16 protein-coding genes are annotated in these 18,360 nt (G+C 61.0%); 3 read left to right on the forward strand and 13 right to left on the reverse strand.

All coding sequences use genetic code 11. The annotated features are described in order from the left end of the window. Positions 1-7: 7 nt before the first annotated feature. The 9 genes from ccoG to ccoN (ASD95_RS12150) form a co-directional block, all read right to left on the reverse strand. Complete coding sequence (gene ccoG, locus ASD95_RS12110; RefSeq protein WP_056721965.1) at positions 8-1,423, reverse strand: cytochrome c oxidase accessory protein CcoG; 1,416 nt, start codon at positions 1,421-1,423, stop codon at positions 8-10. A gap of 374 nt (positions 1,424-1,797) precedes the next feature. Next, positions 1,798-2,775, reverse strand: a complete 978-nt coding sequence (ccoP, locus tag ASD95_RS12115) for a cytochrome-c oxidase, cbb3-type subunit III (RefSeq protein ID WP_056721967.1) — start codon at positions 2,773-2,775, stop codon at positions 1,798-1,800. Beyond that, on the reverse strand, positions 2,772-2,957 hold the full coding sequence (locus tag ASD95_RS12120; RefSeq protein ID WP_003175465.1) for a CcoQ/FixQ family Cbb3-type cytochrome c oxidase assembly chaperone: 186 nt from the start codon (positions 2,955-2,957) through the stop codon (positions 2,772-2,774). The genes ccoP (ASD95_RS12115) and ASD95_RS12120 overlap by 4 nt, the downstream gene beginning before the upstream one ends. Before the next feature lie 5 nt (positions 2,958-2,962). Next, complete coding sequence (gene ccoO, locus ASD95_RS12125; protein WP_009042961.1) at positions 2,963-3,571, reverse strand: cytochrome-c oxidase, cbb3-type subunit II; 609 nt, start codon at positions 3,569-3,571, stop codon at positions 2,963-2,965. Then, positions 3,571-5,013 (reverse strand): cytochrome-c oxidase, cbb3-type subunit I, encoded by a 1,443-nt coding sequence (ccoN, locus tag ASD95_RS12130; protein WP_056721968.1) that lies wholly within the window; start codon positions 5,011-5,013, stop codon positions 3,571-3,573. The genes ccoO (ASD95_RS12125) and ccoN (ASD95_RS12130) overlap by 1 nt, the downstream gene beginning before the upstream one ends. Before the next feature lie 483 nt (positions 5,014-5,496). Beyond that, on the reverse strand, positions 5,497-6,450 hold the full coding sequence (gene ccoP, locus ASD95_RS12135) for a cytochrome-c oxidase, cbb3-type subunit III (RefSeq protein WP_056721969.1): 954 nt from the start codon (positions 6,448-6,450) through the stop codon (positions 5,497-5,499). Continuing rightward, positions 6,447-6,641 (reverse strand): cbb3-type cytochrome oxidase subunit 3, encoded by a 195-nt coding sequence (locus ASD95_RS12140; RefSeq protein WP_056721971.1) that lies wholly within the window; start codon positions 6,639-6,641, stop codon positions 6,447-6,449. Before ASD95_RS12140 ends, ccoP (ASD95_RS12135) begins: the two co-directional genes overlap by 4 nt. 3 nt (positions 6,642-6,644) lie before the next feature. Next, positions 6,645-7,253 (reverse strand): cytochrome-c oxidase, cbb3-type subunit II, encoded by a 609-nt coding sequence (gene ccoO, locus ASD95_RS12145; RefSeq protein WP_008020035.1) that lies wholly within the window; start codon positions 7,251-7,253, stop codon positions 6,645-6,647. Between the two features lie 10 nt (positions 7,254-7,263). Further along, positions 7,264-8,688, reverse strand: a complete 1,425-nt coding sequence (ccoN, locus tag ASD95_RS12150; RefSeq protein ID WP_056721973.1) for a cytochrome-c oxidase, cbb3-type subunit I — start codon at positions 8,686-8,688, stop codon at positions 7,264-7,266. Between the two features lie 95 nt (positions 8,689-8,783). Here ccoN (ASD95_RS12150) and ASD95_RS12155 point away from each other — a divergent pair, with 95 nt between their 5' ends. Next, positions 8,784-9,461, forward strand: coding sequence for an alpha/beta family hydrolase (locus tag ASD95_RS12155; RefSeq protein WP_056721975.1), 678 nt, complete (start codon positions 8,784-8,786; stop codon positions 9,459-9,461). A 204-nt stretch (positions 9,462-9,665) separates the two neighbouring features. Here the strand turns inward: ASD95_RS12155 and ASD95_RS12160 are convergent, their stop codons facing one another. The 3 genes from ASD95_RS12160 to acnA all read right to left on the reverse strand — a co-directional run bounded on the left by ASD95_RS12160 (position 9,666) and on the right by acnA (position 15,115). Then, on the reverse strand, positions 9,666-11,231 hold the full coding sequence (locus ASD95_RS12160) for a methyl-accepting chemotaxis protein (RefSeq protein WP_056721976.1): 1,566 nt from the start codon (positions 11,229-11,231) through the stop codon (positions 9,666-9,668). A 105-nt stretch (positions 11,232-11,336) separates the two neighbouring features. Further along, entirely contained in the window at positions 11,337-12,128 is a 792-nt protein-coding gene (locus ASD95_RS12165) for a CPBP family intramembrane glutamic endopeptidase (protein WP_056721979.1), read from the reverse strand. A gap of 245 nt (positions 12,129-12,373) precedes the next feature. Next, positions 12,374-15,115 carry an aconitate hydratase AcnA gene (gene acnA / locus ASD95_RS12170; protein WP_056721981.1) on the reverse strand — a complete coding sequence of 914 codons (2,742 nt, stop codon included), beginning with the start codon at positions 15,113-15,115 and terminating at the stop codon, positions 12,374-12,376. 222 nt (positions 15,116-15,337) lie between these two features. Here acnA and rlmM point away from each other — a divergent pair, with 222 nt between their 5' ends. Further along, positions 15,338-16,411 carry a 23S rRNA (cytidine(2498)-2'-O)-methyltransferase RlmM gene (gene rlmM / locus ASD95_RS12175; RefSeq protein ID WP_056721982.1) on the forward strand — a complete coding sequence of 358 codons (1,074 nt, stop codon included), beginning with the start codon at positions 15,338-15,340 and terminating at the stop codon, positions 16,409-16,411. A 178-nt stretch (positions 16,412-16,589) separates the two neighbouring features. Then, entirely contained in the window at positions 16,590-16,841 is a 252-nt protein-coding gene (tusA, locus tag ASD95_RS12180; RefSeq protein ID WP_056721984.1) for a sulfurtransferase TusA, read from the forward strand. A gap of 48 nt (positions 16,842-16,889) precedes the next feature. Here the strand turns inward: tusA and ASD95_RS12185 are convergent, their stop codons facing one another. Then, positions 16,890-18,299, reverse strand: coding sequence for an MATE family efflux transporter (locus ASD95_RS12185; RefSeq protein WP_056722306.1), 1,410 nt, complete (start codon positions 18,297-18,299; stop codon positions 16,890-16,892). Positions 18,300-18,360: the final 61 nt, after the last annotated feature.

The following is an 18,360-nucleotide window of genomic DNA, read 5'->3' on the forward strand; positions in this document are numbered from 1 at the left end:
AGTTCTCTCAACGATTCTGTGGGCCGATGAACCGGCTCTTGGCTTCAATGCGGACGCTGTCGTCATCGGCGTCCTTGAGGATGAATTTCACCTCGTTGGTGCTCGACGGCAGTTTTTCCGGTGCGACGGACAGTTCGGCAGGCTGGCTGACGATCTCGCCGGCCGCGACCTTGATCTCGCGTCGACCCTGCAATTTGAGATCCGGCAGGCCGGAGGCTTCGAGCAGGTAGGTATGGTCGCGCTGGTCCTTGTTCATGATTTTCAGGCTGTAGACGTTTTCGATCCGCCCTTCGGCGTTCTCGCGGTACAGCACGCGGTCCTTGCTGACATCGAAGCCCACCAGCGCACGCATGAAGAATGCCGTCACCAGCAAGCTGATCATCGCCAGCAGCACAATGGCATAGCCAATCAGGCGCGGACGCAGTTTATGGGTTTTCTGCCCGGACAGGTTGTGCTCGGTGGTGTAGCTGATCAGCCCGCGCGGGTAATCCATCTTGTCCATGATGGCGTCGCAGGCATCGATGCAGGCGGCGCAACCGATGCATTCGATTTGCAGGCCGTCGCGGATATCGATACCCGTCGGGCAGACCTGGACGCACATGGTGCAATCGATGCAGTCACCCAGGCCCTGGGCCTTGTAGTCGATGCCTTTTTTACGCGGGCCACGGCCTTCGCCACGGCGCGGGTCGTAGGAAACGATCAGGGTGTCCTTGTCGAACATCACGCTCTGGAAGCGTGCGTACGGGCACATGTAGATGCACACCTGTTCGCGCAACCAGCCGGCGTTGCCGTAAGTGGCGAGAGTGAAGAACCCGACCCAGAAGTACGACCAGCCATCCGCCTGGCCGGTGAAGAATTCGAACACCAGTTCGCGGATCGGCGAGAAGTAGCCGACGAAGGTCATGCCGGTGACGAAACCGATCAACAGCCACATGGTGTGCTTGCTGAGTTTGCGCAGGAGCTTGTTGGCGCTCATGGGCGCCTTGTCGAGCTTGATGCGTTGGTTGCGGTCACCTTCGGTGACTTTTTCGCACCACATGAAGATCCAGGTCCAGACGCTTTGCGGGCAGGTATAACCGCACCAGACCCGTCCGGCGTACACGGTAATGAAGAACAGGCCGAAGGCGGCGATGATCAACATGCCGGACAGCAGAATGAAGTCCTGGGGCCAGAAGGTGGCGCCGAAAATGAAGAACTTGCGCTCCGGCAGGTTCCACCACACGGCCTGGTGACCGCCCCAGTCCAGCCATACAGTGCCGAAATACAGCAGGAACAACAGGGCTCCGCCGGTCATCCGCAGGTTGCGAAACAGGCCGGTGAAGGCGCGGGTGTAGATTTTTTCCCTGGAGGCGTAGAGGTCGACGCTATTGTTCGCATTCTTTGTGGGTGGAGTGACGTCGTGTACCGGAATCTGGTTGCTCATCATTGCATCCCACGGCAGTGGAAAAATGCCTCGGTCAGTACGTGCCGACCGCGGTCAAAAAGGAGTGTTGCAGTGGCGCAATGATACGCCTCTCGCTCTAGCCTGCGGGTGCGACCTTTGGTCACGTTTGGCAAAATCATTTGATGGTGTAATGACTTGAATCAATTGACTTGAGAATTATGGACGGTTTTGCGCATGTCGCCGGTCATTCGGTCCACGGGTAGAAGCGTTACTACTGTGTGCGGCGATCGACAACCTCGAAGTAGGTGCCGGGCATTACCATTGGTCGAAACCATTGGACACTGCCGAACAAACAAAAGGGCCCCGCCAATTCACATTGGCGGGGCCCTTTTTTGTTGCTTCAAGCGTTTGCCTTACTCGGCGTCCGCTGCCTTCTCGCCGTGAGACAGGCTGTAGACGTAAGCGGCCAGCAGGTGAACCTTGTCGTTACCTTGCAGCTGCTCTTGCGCAGGCATCTGGCCCTGACGGCCGTAACGGATGGTCTGCTGCAGTTGAGCGAAGCTCGAACCGTAGATGAACGCTGCCGGGTGAGTCAGGTTAGGTGCGCCCATCGCCGGGGTGCCTTTGCCTTCCGGACCGTGGCACGCCACGCAGTTGGTAGCGAACAGTTTCTGCCCGGCAACCGGGTCGGCCTTGGCGCCTTCCGGAAGCTTGCGGCCATCGAGGTTGGTCAGGACAAACGCGGCCACGTCGGCCACGCCTTGCTCGCCAATCACTTCAGCCCACGCAGGCATCACCGCGTGACGGCCGCCCATGATGGTGGTCTTGATGGTTTCCGGCTCGCCGCCCCAGCGCCAGTCGGCGTCGGTCAGGTTCGGGAAGCCATAGGCGCCCTTGGCGTCGGAACCGTGGCAAACCGAGCAGTTGGAGGCGAACAGGCGGCCACCCATCTTCAGGGCTTGCGGGTCCTTGGCCACTTCTTCGATTGGCATGGCCGCGAACTTGGCGAAGATCGGACCGAACTTGGCGTCCGACCTGGCCATTTCCTTTTCCCACTCGTGAACGCCGGTCCAGCCGGTCTGGCCGTTGGCGAACGCGGTCTGCTTCTCGTTATCGAGGTAGTTGTAACCCGGCAGCAGGCCTTTCCAGTTGCCCAGGCCCGGGTACAGCACCAGGTAGCCGAGGGCGAAGATGATGGTGCCCACGAACAGCATGAACCACCATTTCGGCAACGGGTTGTCGTACTCCTCGATCCCGTCGAAGGAGTGACCAACCGTCTCGTCGGTTTGCTCGGCGCGCTGACCCTTGCGGGTGGACAGCAGCAGCCAGGTCAGGGCGAAGATGGTGCCGAGACTGAGGACTGTGACGTACAGACTCCAGAATGTAGTCATTCTTTGTTACTCCTAGAAGCTTGCTCGACGTGCTTGATGGCTTCGGGATCATCCGCGAAAGGCAGCAAGGTAGCGTCTTCAAACTCCGACTTGCGCTTGGGACTGAACACCCACAGTGCCAGTCCGATGAAGGCCACCATCACGACAACGGTGCCCAGGCCACGAATCATCCCGATATCCATCCAGATCACCGTTTGCTTTTGATGATGGTGCCCAGGCCCTGCAGATAGGCCACCAGCGCGTCCATTTCGGTTTTGCCCTTCACAGCATCCTTGGCGCCGGCGATGTCTTCGTCGGTGTAAGGGACGCCGAGCGTGCGCAAGACTTCCATTTTCTTGGCGGTGTCTTTGCCGTCGAGCTTGTTTTCCACGAGGAACGGGTAGGCCGGCATTTTCGACTCGGGCACTACGTTGCGCGGGTTGTACAGGTGCGCACGCTGCCAGTCATCGGAGTAACGACCGCCGACACGGGCCAGGTCCGGACCGGTCCGCTTGGAACCCCACAGGAACGGGTGGTCCCAGACGCTTTCACCGGCGACCGAGTAGTGGCCGTAGCGTTCGGTTTCAGCACGGAACGGACGGATCATCTGCGAGTGGCAGCCGACACAACCGTTGGCGATATAAACGTCCCGGCCTTCCAGTTCAAGGGCGGTGCGGGGCTTCATGCCCTCGACCGGCTTGTTGGTGACATCCTGGAAAAACAGCGGAACGATCTGGGTCAGGCCGCCGATGCTGACGGCGATGACCATGAAGAAGGCCAGCAGGCCAATATTCTTCTCGACTGCTTCATGCTTCATCAGTGAGCTCCAACTACGGCAATCTGTTCGGCGGCTTTGGCTTCAGCCGGGTTCGAGGCGCGTACGGTACGGAATACGTTGTAGGCCATGAACAGCATGCCGGTGGCGAAGAACGCACCGCCCAGGGCACGGACGATGAAGCCCGGGTGGCTGGCTTGCAGCGCTTCGACGAACGAGTAGGTGAGGGTGCCGTCATCGTTGATTGCACGCCACATCAGGCCCTGGGTGATGCCGTTGACCCACATCGAAGCGATGTAGAGCACGGTACCGATGGTCGCGAGCCAGAAGTGGGTGTTGATCAGGCCGGTGCTGTGCATCTGCGCACGACCGAACAGTTTCGGGATCATGTGGTAGACCGCGCCGATCGAGATCATTGCAACCCAGCCCAACGCGCCGGCGTGTACGTGGCCGATGGTCCAGTCGGTGTAGTGCGACAGGGAGTTCACGGTCTTGATCGCCATCATCGGCCCTTCGAAGGTCGACATGCCGTAGAACGCCAGGGAGACGACCAGGAAGCGCAGGATCGGGTCGGTGCGCAGCTTATGCCAGGCGCCCGACAGGGTCATCATGCCGTTGATCATGCCGCCCCAGCTTGGCGCCAGCAGGATGATCGACATCGCCATGCCCAGGGACTGAGCCCAGTCCGGCAGTGCGGTGTAGTGCAGGTGGTGCGGACCTGCCCAGATGTACAGGGTGATCAGCGCCCAGAAGTGCACGATCGACAGGCGATAGGAGTAGATCGGGCGTTCGGCCTGTTTCGGCACGAAGTAGTACATCATGCCCAGGAAGCCGGTGGTCAGGAAGAAACCCACGGCGTTGTGGCCGTACCACCACTGGATCATCGCGTCCGTCGCACCCGAGTAGGCCGAGTAGGACTTGAACAGGCTGACCGGCAGCGACATGTGGTTGACGATGTGCAGCATCGCGGTCACGACGATGAACGCGCCGTAGAACCAGTTACCCACATAAATGTGCTTGGTCTTGCGCTTGACGATGGTGCCGAAGAACACCAGGCCGTAGGTGACCCAGACAATGGCCAGCAGAATAGCCAGGGGCCATTCCAGTTCCGCGTATTCCTTGGTGGTAGTGAAACCCATCGGCAAGGTAATGATCGCGCCGACGATCACCGCTTGCCATCCCCAGAAGGTGAAGGCGGCGAGGCTGTCGGAAATCAGTCGCGTTTGGCAGGTTCGCTGCACGACGTAATAAGAAGTGGCAAACAGTGCACATCCACCGAAGGCGAAAATCACCAGGTTGGTGTGCAGCGGGCGCAGGCGTCCAAAGCTCGTCCATGCCAGACCGAAGTTCAACTCCGGCCAGACCAGTTGCGAGGCAATGAAGACACCGAGCCCCATGCCAAGGATCCCCCAGACCACCGTCATGATGGCGAACTGGCGGACTACCTTATAGTTATAAGCAGTCGGACTGATTGCTGTGCTCATTCTAAGGTTCCACGGTTTGGGTGTTTTATTAGGATTAAAAATCGGCCGCAAGTATGGAGAAAGCAAGGGGTCATTGCAACGCGCCATGACCTGGGTCAATGCTTTCAAAAGCTGATTCTGCGGCCTTTCCATGCGCCGCGTAAGGACAAATTTGCCCGCGGGCAAAACGTCCCGGCGGACTGATCAGGCGAGGGGGTCAGGTCGGATGTAACGGGGTGTGTTCAAACGCAACGTTTGGCTGACCGGAGGCAACTGGCGCGACAGCCGGTATCTACCAGCCTTTGCGGCCTGTTCATCGGGCAGATTCGTCGAACACATCGTTCAGGGTCGACCTGGAACCGGCACCGGCCAGTCCGCATCGGGGGAAGCTTAGACCCGAATCCGGTGATCCGAAAGAAAGTCTGCGGGAGGGTGCGACAATGGGTCGCAAAGGGGCAGGGAACTGCCGCATCCGGGAGAATGCGGCAGCAGAGCGGTCGGGATTTATTTGCGGTTGTCTTCAGCCTGCAGGCGCTCGGTATTCAAACCGTGGGACAGGCTGTACACATACGCGGCCAGCAATTGCACCTTGTCATTGCCCAGCAGTTCGTTCTGCGCCGGCATATGGCCCTGGCGACCATGCCGAATCGTCTGCTCAAGCTGCGTCAGGCTTGTACCGTAAATGAAGCCGGCCGGGTGCGTCAGGTTCGGCGCGCCCATGGCTTCAGTGCCCTGGCCGTTTGCGCCATGGCAGGCGACGCAGGTGGTGCTGAAGGCTTGCTGTCCGGCTTGCAGGTCGACTTTGCTGTCGGCGGGCAGCGGCAGGCCGGCCAGATCATGGCGCACATAAGCGGCGACGTTTTTCACACCTTCCTCACCCAGGACTTCACCCCAGGCCGGCATCATCGCCATCCGGCCACCCATGATGGTGGTCTTGATGGTTTCTGCGCTGGCGCCCCAGCGCCAGTCGCTGTCGGCCAGGTTGGGGAAGCCGAATGCACCCTTGGCGTCCGAGCCGTGGCACACCGAACAGTTGGAGGCAAACAGGCGGCCGCCCATTTTCAGTGCCTGCGGGTCCTTGGCCACTTCTTCCACGGGCATCGCCGCGAATTTGGCGAAAATCGGTCCGAACTTCGTGTCAGCCTTGGCCATTTCCTTTTCCCATTCATGCACCCCGGTCCAGCCGTTTTCGTAGCCGGGGAGGATGCCTTTCCAGTTGCCCAGGCCGGGATAAAGGATCAGGTAGCCGACGGCAAACACCAGGGTGCCAACGAACAGCATGAACCACCATTGCGGCAGCGGGTTGTCGTACTCCTCGATGCCGTCGAAGCTGTGGCCCATGGTCTGGTCGACACTGCCCTTGGTTTCGCCCTTGCGGGTGCTGAGCAGCAACCAGGTCAGGCCGATCAGGCTGCCGATGGTCAGTACGCAGATCCACGTACTCCAGAAGGTGGTCATGGCCGGGTACTCCTTGTTGCTGATTCTTCAGTGATGTCGGGTTGTGGCTCGTCGGCGAAGGGCAGCAGGCGCGCTTCGGCGAATGCCGGGCCGCGCTTGCCGTTGAATACCCACAACGTCAGGCCGACGAAGGCCACGAACACCACGACGGTGCCGAGGCCGCGGATCATTCCAGTGCTCAATTCAAACATTGCTCACCTCTTGCTCTTGATGGCAGTGCCGAGCACTTGCAGGTAGGCGACCAGTGCATCCATCTCGCTCTTGCCCTTGAGGGAAGCGACGGCCCCGGTAATGTCCTCGTCGGTGTACGGCACGCCCAGGGTGCGCATGGCCTTGATCTTGGTTTCGGTATGACTGCTGTCGAGCTGATTGGCCACCAGCCACGGGTAGGCCGGCATCTTTGACTCCGGCACGACATTGCGCGGGTTGTACAAGTGCGCGCGGTGCCAGTCATCCGAGTAGCGCGCGCCGACCCGCGCCAGGTCCGGTCCGGTGCGTTTAGAGCCCCACAGGAAGGGGTGATCCCACACGCTTTCACCGGCCACCGAGTAGTGACCGTAGCGTTCGGTCTCGGCGCGGAACGGCCGGATCATCTGTGAGTGGCAGCCGACGCAGCCTTCGCGGATGTAGATGTCGCGACCTTCCAGTTGCAGTGCGGTGTAGGGCTTCATGCCTTCCACCGGTTTGTTGGTCACGTCCTGGAAGAACAGCGGGACGATCTGGGTCAGGCCGCCGATGCTCACCGCCAGGATCATCAGCAGCAGCAACAGGCCGACGTTTTTCTCGATAGTTTCGTGTTTCATGGCGGACTCCTCAGGCCATCTGCGCGGCAGCGGCGACTTCGGCAGGCTGCGAGGCCCGCACGGTGCGCCAGGTGTTGTAGGCCATCAGGAACATGCCGCTGAGGAAGATCGCGCCGCCCACCAACCGCACGACGAAGCCTGGGTGGCTGGCCACCAGGGTTTCGACGAAGGAGTAGGTCAGCGTGCCGTCTTCGTTCACCGCACGCCACATCAGGCCCTGGGCGATGCCGTTGACCCACATCGAGGCGATGTAGAGCACGGTGCCGATGGTGGCGAGCCAGAAGTGCGCGTTGATCAGGCCGATGCTGTGCATCTGCTCGCGGCCGAAGACTTTCGGGATCATGTGGTACAGCGCGCCGATGGAGATCATCGCCACCCAGCCCAAGGCACCCGCGTGTACGTGGCCGATGGTCCAGTCGGTGTAGTGGGAGAGGGCGTTGACCGTCTTGATCGCCATCATCGGCCCTTCGAAGGTCGACATGCCGTAGAACGCCAGCGACACCACGAGGAAGCGCAGGACCGGGTCGCTGCGCAACTTATGCCAGGCGCCCGACAGGGTCATCATGCCGTTGATCATCCCGCCCCAGCTCGGCGCCAGCAGGATCAGCGACATCACCATGCCCAGCGACTGCGCCCAGTCCGGCAGCGCGGTGTAGTGCAAGTGGTGGGGGCCTGCCCAGATGTACAGGGTAATCAGCGCCCAGAAGTGCACGATCGACAGGCGATAGGAGTACACCGGACGCTCGGCCTGTTTCGGCACGAAGTAGTACATCATCCCGAGGAAACCGGCGGTGAGGAAAAAGCCTACGGCGTTGTGCCCGTACCACCATTGCACCATCGCGTCGGTGGCACCGGAGTACAGCGAGTAGGACTTGGTGAAGCTGACCGGCAATTCCATGTTGTTGACGATGTGCAGGATCGCCACGGTGATGATGAACGCACCGAAGAACCAGTTACCGACATAGATGTGCTTGGTCTTGCGCTGCATGATCGTGCCGAAGAACACGATGGCGTAGGCGACCCAGACAATGGTGATCAGGATGTCGATCGGCCATTCCAGTTCGGCGTATTCCTTGGAACTGGTGTAGCCCAGCGGCAGGCTGATGGCCGCCAACAGAATCACCAACTGCCAGCCCCAGAAACAGAACGCGGCGATTTTCGGTGCGAACAGCCGGGTCTGGCAGGTACGTTGTACTGAATAAAACGAACTGGCGAACAGTGCGCAGCCGCCGAAGGCGAAGATCACCGCGTTGGTGTGCAGCGGGCGCAAGCGGCCGAAGCTGGTCCACGGCAAATTGAAGTTGAGTTCGGGCCAGACCAACTGGGCAGCGAGAAAAACCCCGAGCCCCATGCCGACGATGCCCCACACCACCGTCATAATGGCGAATTGGCGGACCACCTTGTAGTTGTAGGCGGTACTGATAGAAGTGTTCATGGTTCCCCATCCACGGTTCAGCCGAAGTGAGCGCACTCGCGCAAGGCAGCGCACCCTTCGGCCGGAGTTATAGGCAGACTAAAAGCGAGGCAAGCATGGACAAAGGGCACAATGCCGGTATTGACGGGGATCAATGGGCGCAGTGCGTGCGGGATCATGGATGGTTGTGGAACGCCGCCGCTGGCAAGGCTGCCGCGACGCTGATCCTCGCCCATGGCGCCGGCGCACCGATGGACAGCGACTGGATGAGCGACATGGCTGCACGCCTCGCCGCGCAAGGCCTCAACGTGTTGCGCTTCGAGTTTCCCTATATGGCGCAGCGGCGCCTCGATGGCGGCAAACGCCCGCCGAACCCGGCGCCGAAACTGCTGGAGTGCTGGCGCGGGGTGTATGCCCAGGTGCGACGTCATGTCACTGAGCCGCTGGCCATCGGCGGCAAGTCCATGGGCGGTCGCATGGCCAGTTTGCTGGCTGATGAGTTGGGCGCGGATGCGCTGGTGTGCCTGGGGTATCCGTTTTATGCCGTGGGTAAACCGGAGAAGCCGCGGGTTGAGCATTTGGCCGGACTGAAGACGCGAACCTTGATCGTGCAAGGTGAACGCGATGCGCTGGGCAATCGGGAGGCGGTCGAGGGGTACGCGCTATCACCGGGTATCGAGGTGTTCTGGCTGGTGGCGGGGGATCATGACTTGAAGCCGTTGAAGGCTTCGGGGTTTAGCCATGAGCAGCATTTGGCGGCTGCGGCGGGGAAGGTGGTTTCATTCCTTCAGTGAAAGATGTGGTGTTGCAAATGGCCTCTTCGCGAGCAAGCCCGCTCCCACAGGGTTTTGCACTGTACATAAATTCAAGCCACACCAAATATCACTGTGGGAGCGGGCTTGCTCGCGAAGAGGCCTGTCCAGGCGATATACATTTCAGACTGGCAATAAAAAACCCGGAAGTGTTCACTGTCCGGGTTTTTATCATTCCAGCAGCAATCAGCGGTTAAACCGCTCCACCAACGAATACTGTGTATTGGCAGTCTTGGTCAGCTCTTCACTCAACAACGCCGAGTTCTGTGCCTGTTCCGAGGTCTGGTCTGCCAGTTGCGAAATGTTGCTGATGTTGCGGCTGATCTCTTCGGCCACGGCGCTTTGCTCTTCGGTCGCGGCGGCGATCTGGGTGGTCATGTCGGTGATGTTGGCCACCGCTTCACTGATCCCCACCAGTGCCTGGTCCGCTTCCAGTACCCGCGCCACGCCTTCTTCAGCTTGACGGTGCCCGGCCTCCATGGTTTGCACGGCCGTGCTGGCGGTTTGCTGGAGCTTGGCGATCAGCGCATGAATCTGCCCGGTGGACTCGCTGGTGCGTTGCGCCAGTTGACGGACTTCGTCGGCCACCACCGCAAAACCACGACCCATCTCGCCGGCACGGGCCGCTTCGATGGCGGCGTTCAGCGCCAGCAGGTTGGTCTGGTCGGCGATGCCTTTGATCACATCGACCACGCCGCCGATTTCGTTGCTGTCCTTGGCCAGTTGGGTCACGGTCACGCCGGTTTCACCGACCACCACCGACAGGCGCTGGATGGCTTCGCGGGTTTCCCCGGCGATGTCACGACCGCGACCGGTCAGGCGATTGGCTTCCTGGGTGGCGTCGGCGGTGCGTTGCACGTGGCTGGCGACTTCCTGGGTGGTGGCGGCCATCTGGTTGACCGCGGTGGCCACCTGTTCGGTTTCGACCCGTTGACGTTCCAGGCCGCTGGAGCTGTTGTGCGCCAGGGCGTCGGACTGTCTGGCCTGATCGGTCAGGTGTTCGGCCGTGTCCTGCAGACGCGTCAGGCAGGTTTTCAGGCGTGCTTCCTGGCTCAGGATGGACATTTCCAGGCGCGCCTGGGCGCCGCGACTGTCGGTGTACATCTGTGCGATCAACGGATCGGAGGTGGTTTGCTCGGCCAGGCGCAGCAAACGCTTGAGGCCTCGCTGTTGCCACTGGAGGCCCATCAGACCCAGCGGCACCGAAAGACCGGCAGCCAGGGCAAACCCCCAATGGGAGTTCAGCGATGCACCGATCATGAAGCTCAATTGGCTGACCAGGATGAACGGCAGCCAGTCCTGCAGGATCGGCAGCCATTTATCCGAGGAGGGAATGGCCGACTTGCCCTGGTTGATGCGTTGGTAGAGCGCTTCGGCGCGGCGGATCTGTTCGGCGGTGGGCTTGACCCGTACCGACTCGTAACCGATCACCTGTTTGCCTTCGAAAACCGGTGTCACATAGGCGTTCACCCAGTAATGATCACCGGTCTTGCAGCGATTCTTGACAATGCCCATCCATGGCAAGCCTTGTTTCAGCGTGTCCCACATGTGGGCGAACACCGCGGCCGGGACGTCGGGGTGACGGACCAGATTGTGCGGTGCACGGATCAGTTCCTCTCGGGAAAACCCGCTGATCTCGACGAAAGCGTCGTTACAGTAGGTGATCATGCCCTTGGCATCGGTGGTGGAAATCAACCGTTGCTGAGCCGGGAAGGTCCGCTCGCGTTGTGTAATTGGCTGGTTGTTACGCATGGCTTTTTTAATCCGCAAGGCTTTCAAGTGCTGTATCGGCGAAGCCGGCGGATTGTTGAGCTTATTTTTCGATAATCAGCGATGCGTCGCAAAATGACCCTTGCGTCAGCCGGCGAGCATCGGATAGGTGAACAGGCCGAAATGCAGCAGGTTCAAGCCAAAGTGACTGGCAATGGCGGCGCCCAGCCCGCCGAACCGGTAGGCCAGGCCATAGCCGACCCCGGCCAGCGTTGCCAGCAATACCCACTGCCATCCTGCGCCGATATGGGCCAGGCCGAAGACCAATGACGCCAGCAGCAGGGCGAGAAGTTCACCGTAGGGCCGGTCTTTGAGGTGTCGGCTCAGGCCGCCCTGAATGTAGCCACGGAACAGCGCTTCTTCGACCAGCGTCACTAGCAGCAGATTGTTCACCAACCACAGCCAGGCTTGATCCGGCCATTTCGGCGACCAGGCGATGACCCCCAACAAGAGCGCACCGCCCAATGCCAGCATGGCGCTCAAGGTCAGGGCCAGGGCGGTGGCATACAGCGACAACCGAAGTGAACGGCGACCGACAATCCACGGACAAACCAGTAACAGCCAGAAGCCGATCAGCGGTTTGTCCAGGTTCAGGTGCATGGCGAATGACACGGCATCGTCGGTAAAACGCTGGGGATCGATAACGCGACCGTTATAGAAGCCGGGTAGCCAATGCGTCGCCAATGCCAGGGTCAGGACGATGAACAGGCCGTGGCCGAGGTAGCGGGCAAAAGGGATGTCGCGTTGGCGGACGGCGACACCTGCGACCAGCAACAGGAACACCGAAATTGCCGAGAGCCAGCCGAGATGGCCGTAGGTCAGCGCCAGGCCGTAGCCGAAGGAAAGCAGGGCCAGAAACGTCCATGGCAGGGCAATCATTTGAAGTCCTTAGAGATGAATAGCTTTTGTGGCGAGGGAGCTTGCTCCCGCTGGGCTGCGAAGCGGCCCCAATAACAATCAACCCGGTGTGCAAGATGAAATGCATCTGCAGGGCTGGCGACTGCTTCGCAGTCGAGCGGGAGCAAGCTCCCTCGCCACAGATGGGGGGTGTCCTGAGGGCTGCGATTATAAGCGCAGCCCAAATACAAACACCGCCCGAAGGCGGTGTTTGTGTCGGTCGTCCGTTACGAAGCAATCAACTGCCGCAACACATAATGCAAAATCCCCCCCGACTTGAAGTACTCCACCTCATTGAGCGTATCGATGCGGCACAACACCTCGATCTTCTCGCTGCTGCCGTCTTCGCGGGTGATGACCAGCGTCAGGTTCATCCGTGGTGTCAGCTCGACGCCGGTCAAGCCGAGGATGTCCAGGGTCTCGCTGCCACCCAGGTTCAGGCTCTTGCGGTTCTGATCCAGCTTGAACTGCAACGGCAGCACGCCCATGCCCACCAGGTTGGAGCGGTGAATTCGTTCGAAGCTTTCGGCGACGACCGCTTTCACCCCTAGCAGGTTGGTGCCCTTGGCGGCCCAGTCGCGACTCGAGCCGGTGCCGTATTCCTGGCCGGCGATCACCACCAGTGGTGTACCTGAAGCCTGATAGCGCATGGCGGCGTCGTAGATCGACATTTTTTCGCCGGTGGGAATGTAGCGGGTGTTGCCGCCTTCCTCGCCGCCGAGCATTTCGTTGCGTATGCGGATATTGGCGAAGGTGCCGCGCATCATCACTTCATGGTTGCCACGCCGCGAGCCATAGGAGTTGAAGTCTCGCGGTTCCACGCCTTTGTCGCGCAGGTATTGCCCTGCCGGGCTGTCGACCTTGATGTTGCCAGCCGGGGAGATGTGGTCGGTGGTCACCGAGTCGCCCAGCAGTGCGAGGATCCTGGCGCCGCTGACATCCTTGACCACGGGCGGCGGGCCGCCGATGTCGTCGAAGAACGGCGGATGCTGGATGTAGGTCGAGTCGTCCTGCCAGACATAGGTCGCCGCCTGCGGAACCTTGATCGCCTGCCATTGCGCGTCACCGGCAAACACTTCGGCGTATTCCTTGTGGAACATGGCGGTGTTCACCTGATTCACGGCGTCGGCAATTTCCTTGCTGCTTGGCCAGATGTCCCGCAGGTAAACCGGGTTGCCATCCTTGTCATCGCCTAGCGGCTCGCGGGTGAGGTCGGTGCGCACCGTGCCGGCCAGCGCGTAGGCGACCACCAGCGGCGGGGAGGCCAGCCAGTTGGTTTTCACCAGCGGATGCACCCGGCCTTCGAAGTTGCGATTGCCCGAGAGTACGGAGGCCACGGTGAGGTCGGCTTGCTGGATGGCTTTCTCGATGGGCTCCGACAGCGGCCCGGAGTTGCCGATGCAGGTGGTGCAGCCATAGCCGACCAGGGCAAAGCCCAATTCATCGAGGTATTGGGTCAGGCCGGCCGCCTTATAGTAGTCGGTCACCACTTTCGAGCCGGGGGCCAGCGAGCTCTTCACCCAGGGTTTGCGTTTCAGGCCTTTTTCCACAGCCTTCTTCGCCACCAGCCCGGCCGCCATCATCACGCTGGGGTTGGAGGTGTTGGTGCAGGAGGTGATCGCGGCGATGACTACGGCGCCGTTTTTCAGGCGATAGGTCTGGCCTTCGTAGTCGTAATCCGCTTCGCCGGCCATATCGGCATTGCCGACGGCAACACCGCCACCGCCTTCGCTTTCCAGGCGGCCTTCTTCCTTGCTGGTGGGCTTGAATTGCAGGTCGGTGAAGTCGCTGAATGCTTGCGCGACGTTGGGCAGCGACACCCGGTCCTGTGGACGTTTTGGTCCGGCGAGGCTGGCTTCAACGCTGGCCATGTCCAGCGCCAGGCTGTCGGTGAAGGCGGGTTCCTGGCCGGGCAGGCGCCACAGGCCCTGGGCCTTGCTGTAGGCCTCCACCAGTTGCACCGATTCCAGGGGCCGGCCGGACAGGCGAAGGTATTCCAGCGTAATGTCGTCCACCGGGAAGAAACCGCAGGTGGCGCCGTATTCCGGGGCCATGTTGGCGATGGTCGCGCGGTCGGCCAGGGGCAGGTCGGCAAGGCCATCGCCGTAGAATTCGACGAATTTGCCCACCACGCCTTTCTTGCGCAGCATCTGGGTCACAGTCAGCACCAGGTCGGTGGCGGTGATGCCTTCCTTGAGTCTGCCGGTGAGTTTGAAACCGATGACTTCGGGAATCAGCATCGATACGGGTTGCCCGAGCATCGCCGCTTCCGCCTCGATACCGCCGACGCCCCAGCCAAGCACGCCGAGGCCGTTGATCATGGTGGTGTGGGAATCGGTGCCCACCAGGGTGTCGGGGAAGGCATAGGTGCGGCCGTCCTCGTCCTTGGTCCAGACGGTGCGGGCGAGGTATTCAAGATTCACCTGGTGGCAGATCCCGGTGCCCGGCGGCACTACGCTGAAATTGTCGAAGGCACTCTGGCCCCAGCGCAGGAACGCATAACGTTCGCCATTGCGTTGCATTTCAATGTCGACGTTCTGCTCGAAGGCGCTGCTGCTGGCGAACTTGTCGACCATCACCGAGTGGTCGATCACCAGGTCCACCGGCGACAGCGGGTTGATCCGCTGCGGATTGCCGCCGGCCTTGGCCATCGCCGCACGCATGGCGGCCAGGTCGACCACCGCCGGTACACCGGTGAAGTCCTGCATCAGCACCCGCGCCGGGCGGTACTGGATTTCGCGGTCGGAGCGACGCTCCTTGAGCCACGCGGCCAGTGCCTTGAGGTCGGCGCCGGTGACGGTTTTTTCGTCCTCCCAGCGCAGCAGGTTTTCCAGCAGGACTTTCAACGACATCGGCAGCTTGTCCAGGTCGCCCAGGCTTTTGGCGGCATCGGGCAGGCTGAAGTAGTGGTAGGTCTTGTTGCCGACTTGCAGGGTCTTGAGCGTATTCAGGCTATCGAGGGACGGCATTGCGATCACTCCTTTGAGTCCGCACGGCTACGGACAGAGGGGACGGGCAGAGGACTAAACCTAGTCCTCTTTGCTGCTTAAGGCTAATAACTGGACTCTATCGCTGAGTCCGGGGTTCCGAAGTCGGCTATCATGCGCGGGTTTTCGTGACAGGCTTTGCTTCAACGCAAGCCTGGGCATCGCGCAGTGGCCGAAATTCCTCGCCATTGCCCAGGAGTAAGAATGAACACCCTCTTTATGCATTGCCGGCCGGGCTTCGAAGGCGAAGTCTGTTCCGAGATTTCCGACCTCGCCGCGCGCTTGAACGTGGCCGGATATGCCAAGGCCAAGGCGGCAACTGCCTGCGCCGAGTTTGTCTGCACCGAAGAAGACGGCGCCGAGCGCCTGATGCGCGGGCAGCGTTTCGCCGAGCTGATCTTTCCGCGCCAGTGGGCTCGGGGGATCTTCATCGATCTGCCGGAAACCGACCGCATCAGTGTGATCCTTGCGCATATGGCGGACTTTCCTCTGTGCGGCAGCCTGTGGCTGGAAATGGTCGACACCAACGACGGCAAGGAACTGTCGAACTTCTGCAAGAAATTCGAAGTGCATCTGCGCAAGGCACTGATGGCGGCCGGCAAGCTGGTGGAAGATGCCCACAAACCGCGTTTGCTGTTGACGTTCAAGAGCGGCCGCGAAGTGTTCATGGGCCTGGCGGAGTCGAACAACTCGGCGATGTGGCCGATGGGCATTCCCCGTTTGAAGTTCCCCCGCGAGGCCCCGAGCCGCTCGACGCTGAAGCTGGAAGAGGCCTGGCACCACTTCATCCCGCGTGACCAGTGGGACGAACGCCTGCATGGCGACATGACCGGCGTTGACCTGGGTGCCGCCCCCGGTGGCTGGACCTGGCAACTGGTCAACCGCGGCATGCTGGTGACCGCCATCGACAACGGCCCGATGGCCGAAAGCCTGATGGACACCGGTCTGGTGCAGCACTTGATGGCTGACGGTTTCACCTTCAAGCCCAAGCAACCGGTGGACTGGATGGTCTGCGACATCGTCGAGAAGCCGGCGCGCAACGCTGCGATGCTGGAAGAGTGGATCGGCGACGGCCACTGCCGCGAGGCGGTGGTCAACCTCAAGCTGCCGATGAAACAGCGCTATGCCGAAGTGAAGCGCTTGCTCGAGCGCATTGCCGATGGCTTCAAGGCCCGGGGCATCAAGGTGGAGATCGGCTGCAAGCAGCTGTACCACGACCGCGAGGAAGTGACCTGCCATTTGCGCCGGCTGGATGTGAAGAAGCCGAAAACCCGCTGATCACGCAAGTCCCTGTGGGAGCGAGCTTGCTCGCGATAGCGGTGGGTCAGTTGAAATCAATGTTGACTGACCTGACGCCATCGCGAGCAAGCTCGCTCCCACAGGGTACGGCGTTATGCCATAGATGACGTTACACCCGGCAATGCGCGACAATGCCGGCCAGTTTCAGGAGTGAATCATGAGTGAAATGCTTGATACGCCGGTAGACGGCACCCTCGACGCCACCGGCCTCAACTGCCCCGAGCCGGTGATGATGCTGCACCAGCACATCCGTGACCTGGTGCCCGGCGGCCTGCTCAAAGTAATCGCCACTGACCCCTCGACCCGTCGCGACATTCCCAAGTTCTGCGTGTTTCTCGACCATGAACTGGTGGCGCAGCACGAAGATGAGGGCACCTACCTCTACTGGATTCGCAAGAAGTCTGTTTAACGGTAGCCAAAAAAAGACCTGCAAAAGCAGGTCTTTTTGTTTGTGCAATCAACCCGCCGAGCGGCTGTTACGAATCCGTCGGCGCGCACTGAGCGTCAGGCGGATCGACAGCATCAGCGCCGCACAGCTCAAACCGGCAATCAAGCCTTCCCACAGCCCGCTCGGGCCGCTGGCCGGACCGAACAAGTCGGTCAGTCCCAGCACGTAGCCGACCGGCAGGCCGATGCCCCAATAGGCGAACAAGGTCAGGATCATCGTCACCCGGGTGTCCTGGTATCCACGCAGCGCACCCGCGCAGATCACCTGGATGGCATCGGAAAACTGGTACAGCGCGGCGTACACAATCAACATCGACGCAATCTGGATCACGGCCTTGTCAGGCGTGTAGATCGACGCGATAGGTTCGCGCAGGAGCAGGATCAGGGCCGCCGAGAACGCCGCGAACACCAGTGCCGCGCCGAGCCCGACCTTCGCCGCGAAGCGCGCCTGCCAGGGATTACCGGCTCCCAGTGCCTGGCCGACGCGCACGGTCACCGCCATGCCCAGCGAATAAGGAATCATGAACAGCAACGAGCTGATATTCAGGGCGATTTGATGCCCGGCCACCACGGTGGAGCCAAGGCTGCCGATCAACAGGGCAATGACCGCGAAGATGCTGGACTCGGCGAACACGGCGATACCGATCGGCAGGCCAATGCTGACCAGACGCTTGATCACGGCCCATTTCGGGCGGTCGAAGCGTACCAGCACACGGGTGCGGGCATAGAAGGGGGCCCAGAAGGTCCAGCCGGCCATGCTCAACGCCATGAACCACATCACAATGCCGCTGGCCCAGCCGCACCCGACGCCGCCCAGGGCCGGTGCGCCGAAATGGCCATAGATCAACGTGTAGTTCAACGGGATGTTCAGCAGTAGCCCGCACAAGCCGATGACCATGCTCGGGCGGGTACGGCCCATGCCATCGCTGTAGCAGCGCAGCACGTAATAAAACGCCATGCCCGGCAAGCCGAAGGCGATCCCGTGCAGGTACCCCATGCTCGGCTCGATCAATTGCGGATCGACTTTCATCCAGTGCAGGATTGGCTCGGCGCCGAGCAGCAGGCCACTGCCGATCAACCCGACACACAGTGCCAGCCACAGCGCCTGGCGTACCAGCGGGCCGATTTCGTCAAGTTGCCCGGCGCCAAAGCGTTGCGCGACCTTGGGGGTGGTGGCCAGCAGGACGCCGGACATCAACAGGTAGACCGGAATCCAGATCGAATTGCCCAAGGCCACCGAGGCCAGGTCCCGTGGGCTGACGCGGCCGGCCATCACCGCATCGACGAAGCCCATGGCCGTGGTTGCCAGTTGCGCGATCATGATCGGCAGGGCCAGGCTGAGCAGGCCTTTTAGCTCCAGGCGAACGGGGGTCGTCCGCGCCGGAGCAATGGCGGCGGTATTCTCAATTACAGGATTCAATGGCGAAACGTCCAAAAGGTATTGATGCACAGGCGCGCATTCTACGCGTTGACGCGGCAGT

Origin of the sequence: Pseudomonas sp. Root71, assembly GCF_001429045.1 — a bacterium.
GTDB classification, from domain to species: domain Bacteria; phylum Pseudomonadota; class Gammaproteobacteria; order Pseudomonadales; family Pseudomonadaceae; genus Aquipseudomonas; species Aquipseudomonas monachiensis.